This is a genomic window from Candidatus Hydrogenedentota bacterium, assembly GCA_012523015.1.
Taxonomy (GTDB): domain Bacteria; phylum Hydrogenedentota; class Hydrogenedentia; order Hydrogenedentales; family CAITNO01; genus JAAYBJ01.
Map to the genome: position 1 here is coordinate 1 of JAAYJI010000185.1, position 7,129 is coordinate 7,129.

The 7,129-nt window shown below is 54.6% G+C and carries 5 protein-coding genes; 2 read left to right on the forward strand and 3 right to left on the reverse strand.

Features of this window, described 5'->3' with window-relative positions; genetic code table 11:
• Positions 1–1,662 (forward strand): hypothetical protein (locus GX117_08240; GenBank protein NLO33328.1); only part of this gene is annotated, 1,662 nt, incomplete at its 5' end.
• Positions 1,663–2,142: 480 nt separating this feature from the next.
• A complete protein-coding gene (locus GX117_08245; protein NLO33329.1) occupies positions 2,143–2,298 on the forward strand; it encodes a hypothetical protein in 156 nt (51 codons plus the stop codon).
• Between the two features lie 232 nt (positions 2,299–2,530).
• Here GX117_08245 and GX117_08250 read toward each other — a convergent pair whose 3' ends face one another.
• From GX117_08250 to GX117_08260, 3 genes are all read right to left on the reverse strand, one after another.
• On the reverse strand, positions 2,531–3,424 hold the full coding sequence (locus tag GX117_08250; protein ID NLO33330.1) for a hypothetical protein: 894 nt from the start codon (positions 3,422–3,424) through the stop codon (positions 2,531–2,533).
• Positions 3,425–3,645: 221 nt separating this feature from the next.
• Positions 3,646–6,264 (reverse strand): hypothetical protein, encoded by a 2,619-nt coding sequence (locus GX117_08255; protein ID NLO33331.1) that lies wholly within the window; start codon positions 6,262–6,264, stop codon positions 3,646–3,648.
• Positions 6,265–6,644: 380 nt separating this feature from the next.
• A partial coding sequence (locus GX117_08260) for a DUF2961 domain-containing protein (GenBank protein ID NLO33332.1) occupies positions 6,645–7,129 on the reverse strand: 485 nt, incomplete at its 5' end.

The window sequence follows — 7,129 nt, forward strand, 5'->3', positions numbered from 1 at the left end:
ATTGATTGTACGGTAGACAGCTGCGATCCTACGACCGGCTGTGTGCATGTCGCTGATGGCAGTCTGTGCGACGACGGCATTGATTGTACGGCAGACAGCTGCGATCCTACGACAGGCTGTGTGCATGTCGCTGATGGCAGCCTATGCGTCGACGGCATTGATTGTACGGTAGACAGCTGCGATCCTACGACAGGCTGTGTGCATGTTGCCGATGACAGCCTGTGCAACGACGGTATTGATTGTACGGCTGATAGCTGCGACCCGGAATTGGGTTGTGTGCATGTCGCTGATGACAGCTTGTGCAACGACGGTATTGATTGTACGGCAGACAGCTGCGATCCTACGACAGGCTGTGAGCATGTCGCTGATGATAGCCTCTGCGCTGACGGCGAATACTGCGATCCTAACGTTGGTTGCGTCCCAGTAGAAGAAGAAGGGGAAGATGAAGATGCCCTGATGGACTGTCCCGACTACACGATTTTTGGTCAGTCGATCAGCGATGATGCCCAGTATTTTCTCAGCAACGAAGGGGATGCCATCTTGCCTTGGGACAATATTTTCTCCGCCGACGAGGTTTATGCCACCGGTGACGTTTATGACGTCCATTGGTGGGGCGTTGAAGTGGATGATTCCGGTGATGCTTGCGACGGCAATCTGAACTCCTTCATTATCGAAATTCTTACCAGCGCAGAAGATCTCTACGATTTCACCGCCGGCGCAGTCTATGAATCTGCTGCAGAAATTGAAGTAACGGTGACGCGGAGCAGTGCCAACGTCTCTATCAAAAACGATGATGGTAAAAAAGTGCCTGTATACTATTATGAAACCATCCTAGACGAAGCTTTTGTCTTTGATGGAGAAACCCATAATTACTATCTGAATATCCGCAATGCTGATGCCGCCTCCGACTGTCTCTTTGGTTGGCTCAGCGCTTCTCAAGGAGACAGTATCGGATATAACAGTGGTGTTTTGAGTAAGGTTACATCCGATGAACCTGACGACGTGATTGAACTCTTTAAAACAGAAATGGATATGTCTTTCTGCCTGACTGAAACACCGACTGAAGAGCCTGTAGAAGGCGAAGAACCGGTTGAAGAAGGTGAGCCGGAAGAAGGGGAAGAACCTGTCGAAGAGGGTGAACCTGAAGAAGGTGAAGAACCGGTTGAAGAGGGTGAACCCGAAGAAGGCGAGGAACCTGTCGAAGAAGGCGAAGCTGAAGAAGGTGAAGAACCGGTTGAAGAAGGTGAACCCGAAGAAGGCGAAGAGCCCGTTGAAGAAGGCGAAGGCGAAGCTGAAGAGGGTGAAGAACCGGTTGAAGAAGGTGAACCCGAAGAGGGCGAAGAGCCCGTCGAAGAAGGCGAAGGCGAAGCTGAAGAGGGTGAAGAACCGGTTGAAGAAGGTGAACCCGAAGAAGGCGAACCTGTCGAAGAGGGCGAAGAGCCCGTCGAAGAAGGCGAAGAACTTGTTGAAGGCGAAGAGCCTGTCGAGGGCGAAGAGCCTGTCGAGGGCGAAGGCGAAGAGAATGGTGACCTTGAACCTGCATGTTGCGAAAACTTTGACTGGACCGATCTGGGTAATATCTTCCTAGGTATTCTGGCAATTGCAACGTTGGTGGTTGTTAGTCTTTTCGTCCGTATAGAGATCGGTCCGCCCACCAAATAAGTATCCATAGCGTAAATACACAAGCCCCGGCGTCTTTTAGGCGTCGGGCTTTTTTCTTAGATAAACACGTGAAAACAAGATGGACTTAGGAGGGGGGAGACGACGCGTCTTTTTCTGGGATGGCCAGAACAGACACATTGGACGGGAGACGCACAATGCTTTCCCGTGTAGGGCGAGATTTATCGCGCCCGAGGTGTTCGTATCTTCAAGGCGCTGCATTACAGGAATAGGCGCCGTAACCCATTTTCGTGTACCCACAAGCTATAGTGGTGTTTATGGGTTTATCATTCCTTATAGCACTGTATTTTGTGGTATACTCTTAAATATAAATGGAATTTAATCGTCTACTTTGCTATGATAGCGGACAAGCTAAGGGTCTTTCTATACACCCTGACCGTGTAAATCATGTTGAGTAGAACTTGGTCCGGTGGGACAACAGTTCAGTAGTTAAAATGCGCCTTGGGCGCGGGAGTATCTGGGATGAACGCTGAAGATAAAGGTATTTGGGGTTTTTTGAGTTATCCGTGGATGTGGGTCATGATGATCATTGTTGAAATCCTGCTCATGCCTGTAAACTGGTTTTGTTACACCGTTGGCTTGGAGCCGGTACGCATCGAGACGCCCTTTATTTATTGATCCCCTTCACGAGCATGTCATGGAGAAACGAAGCGCTTAGCAGCTTTCGGTCAGGAGCGGTATGGGCACGCCCGTGCGTGCAAAAGTGCCGGACATATGCACCGCCCTGTCTTAACGACAGCCTGCTTCACGCTATCTTGCTAATAACAAAGGAGCCGTCCATCCCCTTCGAGAGCGCTATAGGCTCATCGTATCGGGTTGACGGCTCCTGTTTATTCAAGTGCGCTAACACTTAGTCAGTGTAATTATTCATATACCGCTGGATACGGGTCAGCCATGTATCGGGGAGTTGCAACTGGTATTCTGCGCTTCGCGGGCTGTAAAGGGGGTTGCGGTTCAGTTCTGATTTCATGGTAGAAGTCAGCGGTCTGTACACGACTCCCGAACTTCCGCTAACGCCTTGTTTCAGCGATTTCACAGCCTTACCTGTGCGAGGGCTGATCCGTTCTCCATCCTTATCGGCAGGGCGCGGCGTACGGATTGCCGCGTTACGGGTTCTTCGCGCTGCCTTCGCCGATTTCGCCGCGTAGAGTTCATTGGGATCGACGCCATATTCATAGAGCTCTACAACGCCTAAATCACCGGTTCCAAAGCCGAGTTCTTCCAGATAGAGGTCTGTGCCGGAGCGGTAATCCCACATAGCATCTTCCCAATCGAAGGTCAAGCCTGCTTTATAGTCGAAGGCTCCAAAGACGCTGCCTTCGGAGAAGCCGTCCATATAGCCATCCATGAAGCTGCCGTCTTGATATTCGGGGTGGGCATCTTCCAACAGCAGATCATACCAAAAGCTGTTAAAGGCGAGATCATATCCTTCGCTGAAGCCGATGGTAAAACCGAAATCGTAAGACACATAATAGCCATCGTTGTAGGCGTACCACAGTCCGTCATAATAGCCGGCGTCATAGCTGTCATCGTCGATCCACGGGATCGTATTACCTTGGTAAAGGATTGGACCATAGGGCGGCTCTGTATAATAACTGTCTTCAAATCCTTCCCAGTATTTTTCGTTGGAGGCAAAGCCTATTTCAAAACCTTCGTCATACTCGTGAAGAGGGCAGCCTGCCAAAATGATGGTTGCCACTACAACGCTCAGTAAGCGAGCTGTTCCGCGAAAGATCTTCTTCATAGATGTAATTCCTATTGTTGAAGGGCCAGTACACAACAAGGTTGTTAATCCGATTTGCAGACTGTGTTGCGGCTTAGCGATGCCCGAAGATAAGCGGTTCAGCGCAGGCCAAGTGCGCGACGCGGTTAGATCCTAACCCGGCACGGAAGGCGCGCCTGCACCTTCTCCACTTCGATTCGAGACCGCTAAAAGCCGCAACATTACTATTGCTACTCATTATATCATCTTCTGCCTCGAGACATACCGCCGCCGCCTCGCGACGACAGACCGCCGCCGCTGCCACGGGACGATAAACCGGATCCACCGCTCCTGCCGGAACCAAAGCTGCTGCCTGAAGATCTTCCCGAACCAAAGCTTCCTGAGGAGCGCGGTGCGCTAAAAGACGATCCGGAGCGGGGCGCAGAGAAGCTCGGCGCACGCTGTGCAGGAGCTGAGAAACTGGGCGCACGTTGTGCAGGTGCAGAGAAACTGGGTGCACGCTGTGCAGGTGCAGAAAAACTGGGTGCACGCTGTGCAGGTGCAGAAAAGCTGGGCGCACGCTGTGCAGGCGCAGAAAAGCTGGGCGCACGCTGTGCAGGCGCGGAGAAGCTCGGCGCCGGACTCGACATGCGCGGCGCTTGCGGGGTTGCTTGCGGGCGCGGCGCCGGACTCGACATACGCGGAGCTTGCGGGGCTGCTTGCGGGCGCGGAGCCGGACTCGACATGCGCGGCGCTTGTGGGGCGGCTGCTTGTGGACGCGGACTCTGTACTGCCGAGCTTGGCGCACGGGGCGTGGTTCCTGCCGTAGACCGTGAGCCCGGCGCACTCATACGTGGTGACGTGGCTTGGGGTGCCGGACTCGGTCGTGTTTGCGTAGGCCGTGCTGCGGGCGCAGGCGCCGGAGCGCCTTGCCGCGTTTGTGTAGGCCGTGCTGCTGGCGCAGGCGTTTGCCGTCCCTGAGACTGGGGCGCTGCGCCGCTGCCCGGACGCGTTTGCATTTGCGTCGGCGCGGGTGATGTACGTATGGACGAACCTGGCGCGCTTTGACCTCGGCCTGAGGTCGGCGCACTGCCGCCGCCTTGTCGCATTCCTGTAGCTCCATGCGGAACGGTGCGCGTAATCTGGCCGCTGCCCCGCGGCGCAGGCGAGGATGATTCCAAATCACGAACGGCTACATTGGTCCGCGCGGGACCCGTACCCGATCCGCTCATGCCCCGTCCCGAAGGCTGTCCATTGCCTTGGCGTCCCGATTGCGCTGTTCCCGGTGCCGCCTGTCCCATGCCGGGACCGCCTCTGCCGCTGTTGGTCTGGTTCCGTGCTTGTTCACGCACGGTTCTCAGACGCTGCGATTCAGGCACATAGGCAGTTGCCCGGTCGGCTCCGGTTCCGCCCGACGGACGGGACGGCAGATACGTCTGTTCCGTCTGTCTGAGCGACACGCGGCGTGTTCCGGCCAAGGGTTGATTGCCGAGGGACGCCGTGCGAATACCGGCGTTGTGTTCGGGCCGTGAAACAGCGAAGGTATTTCTGCCCAGCCGTGATTCCAGCGAACCAGCCCGTTCCCTTGGGGAAAGGCCCCCAAAGATAGACGTGGGGATACCGCGCACGGGACTGGTGGGCTTGTAGTCTCTCGCCCGCCCTAAGAAGTCACGCCCAAAAGGAATGCTCGGGCGGTAGTTTCCGCGGAAACCAAGGTTCCACACATGGAAATCCCGGGAGGGGAGCAGTCCAATACTGCTTACCCAACCGTAGGCTGGCTGATAAATATAGTTGGAACCCCAATAGAGGTGACTGTAATGGGAATAGCGCGTGCTCGACCACGAAAAGCTTAAGCCTCCCATCATGAAGGTGGACGCGCCATAGACCAAGACGGGGCGATAATAGTAATCCATCGGTGCCCACGTGAAATAGTCACCTGCACGCATCGAGACGACCCATGCAGGGCCCCAAACGGGATCATAGGACCAGACCCAGCCATAGCTGGGCGCATGCCGCCATCGGCCATAGTGAGAGGTCACATAGGCGAAGGGATATTCGTCAACCCACACATGTCCATAGGACGGCATATAGTTCCAGTAGCCGTAGCGGTAGGGTTCATAGTTTGCGACCACGGTCGGCCGCCAATAGGGGCGGCTGTCAATGGTTACCCACTCTCCGTAGCGGGGCAAATCGTAGACGCCCACCGTGGCACTGCTTACCGCCACTTCGCGAGGTGTTGTCTGTACGCTTTCGGCGAGAACCCGACCGCGGCTGTTGTTCCACTCATCGAAAGCATCCCCTTTGCTGCTGTCGAAGGCAACGGCATCAGAGGGCATATAGCCCGGGTCTACCCAAACGCGAAAGCCCGCCTGTGCGCTCACGTCACCGCCCAAATCGGTATGCACCGCGGCGCTGCCCTGATGGACAGACACGGTCAACGCGCCCGTTTCAGAAATATCCAAACGAACGATGGAATCATGGGCAATATCGACGGTTGCCGCCGGCGTCGTGAAGATAAAGCTCTCTTCGTTGCTGCCGAAACGGTGCACATAAAAGGAGCCGACCCAGCCGCGGATAAATATCTGCGGGGACAGGGCGGTGATCTCCGCTTTACTGCGGTCTGCAAGGCGCACAAAATTCGCGCCTGAAATTTCAAGTTCCGCCATCCCTTCTTCTTCAACCCAGAGCGTATCGCCGGGCACAACAAGCGCATTGACCGAAGCGGAAGCCCATTCCGCCTCCTCAGCACTTTGCACCAGCAAACCGCCCGTATCAAAACTTACGCGGCCATGAGGCGGATAGTCTGCATCCGCCCATGCTAAGCCCGCGCACATACTTAGCATGGCAATCATGATTAACTTGGTGTAGTGTTGTTGCTTCATTGCTTACAACTCCTTATCGGTTAGCCCCTGAAATATAACGAAAGTAGATGTTCACTTAACCAGACGATTCAACCTGAGAAATATTCACTTTTCCGCTGAGAAAAAGCCGCCGGTGTCATCTCAGCCCAACAGCCGTCTATTGAGTGCTACACTGCCGCTTAAGGCTTTATTCCTTGCCGCCGCAGCCGTGGAAATACCCCCGGTGCAGAGGCTGCTTTGTACAGCCATTTCTAGCCTTTAAATTATGCTGCGAACTGTCCCAAAAGAGAAAAAATTACGGATCCGTCCTTCAAAAACAATGCTCCCGGACAACAGCCGTCTTTCCCATCACGGGAAGTGGTGACTGCGGTCCGGGAAGCTATTTCTATTCGTTTTTCTATTTAGTTGGTAATGACCAACGCTTCCCGATCCGGTAAGGCGGGGAAGGGCGCGTGGGGCTCCATCTGGTACCAAAATGCCACGGATGCCAAGTCATCCTGCAAGGGCAGATACCGACCCTGGCTTTGCCAGCCCAAGCTCTGGATGGTGATGCGCAGATCTTCTCTGAAGCGGACGGGATCGGTAATATGCCAACGATACTGTCCAAAGCGCCGTTGTTCGCCGTCGAAGGGGATATGGTGAAAGCCTGCATAGGGCGATGAGAAGCTTTCATAGACGTATTTGCCGTCTTGTTTAATCTCATTGTAGCCGTAGGAACCGCAGAAGTAATCTTCTTCGCCGGTGCCGCAAATGGTGGGGAATTCCGTATCGCCGTCAATGAAAAACTTGATTTCGCCTTCGCCCCACCAACCCGGGCTATTGGCGCCGTGGGCGAGATAGGTGCCCACATACTGGCCATTGCCTTGGATCCCGTCTACAATGGTAA

What these genes read in the sequence shown, in the direction of transcription:
- GX117_08250 (NLO33330.1), bottom strand. Translation starts at nt 3,424, where the DNA reads ATGAAGAAGATCTTTCGCGGAACAGCTCGCTTACTGAGCGTTGTAGTG.
- GX117_08255 (NLO33331.1), bottom strand. Translation starts at nt 6,264, where the DNA reads ATGAAGCAACAACACTACACCAAGTTAATCATGATTGCCATGCTAAGT.
- GX117_08245 (NLO33329.1), top strand. Translation starts at nt 2,143, where the DNA reads ATGAACGCTGAAGATAAAGGTATTTGGGGTTTTTTGAGTTATCCGTGG.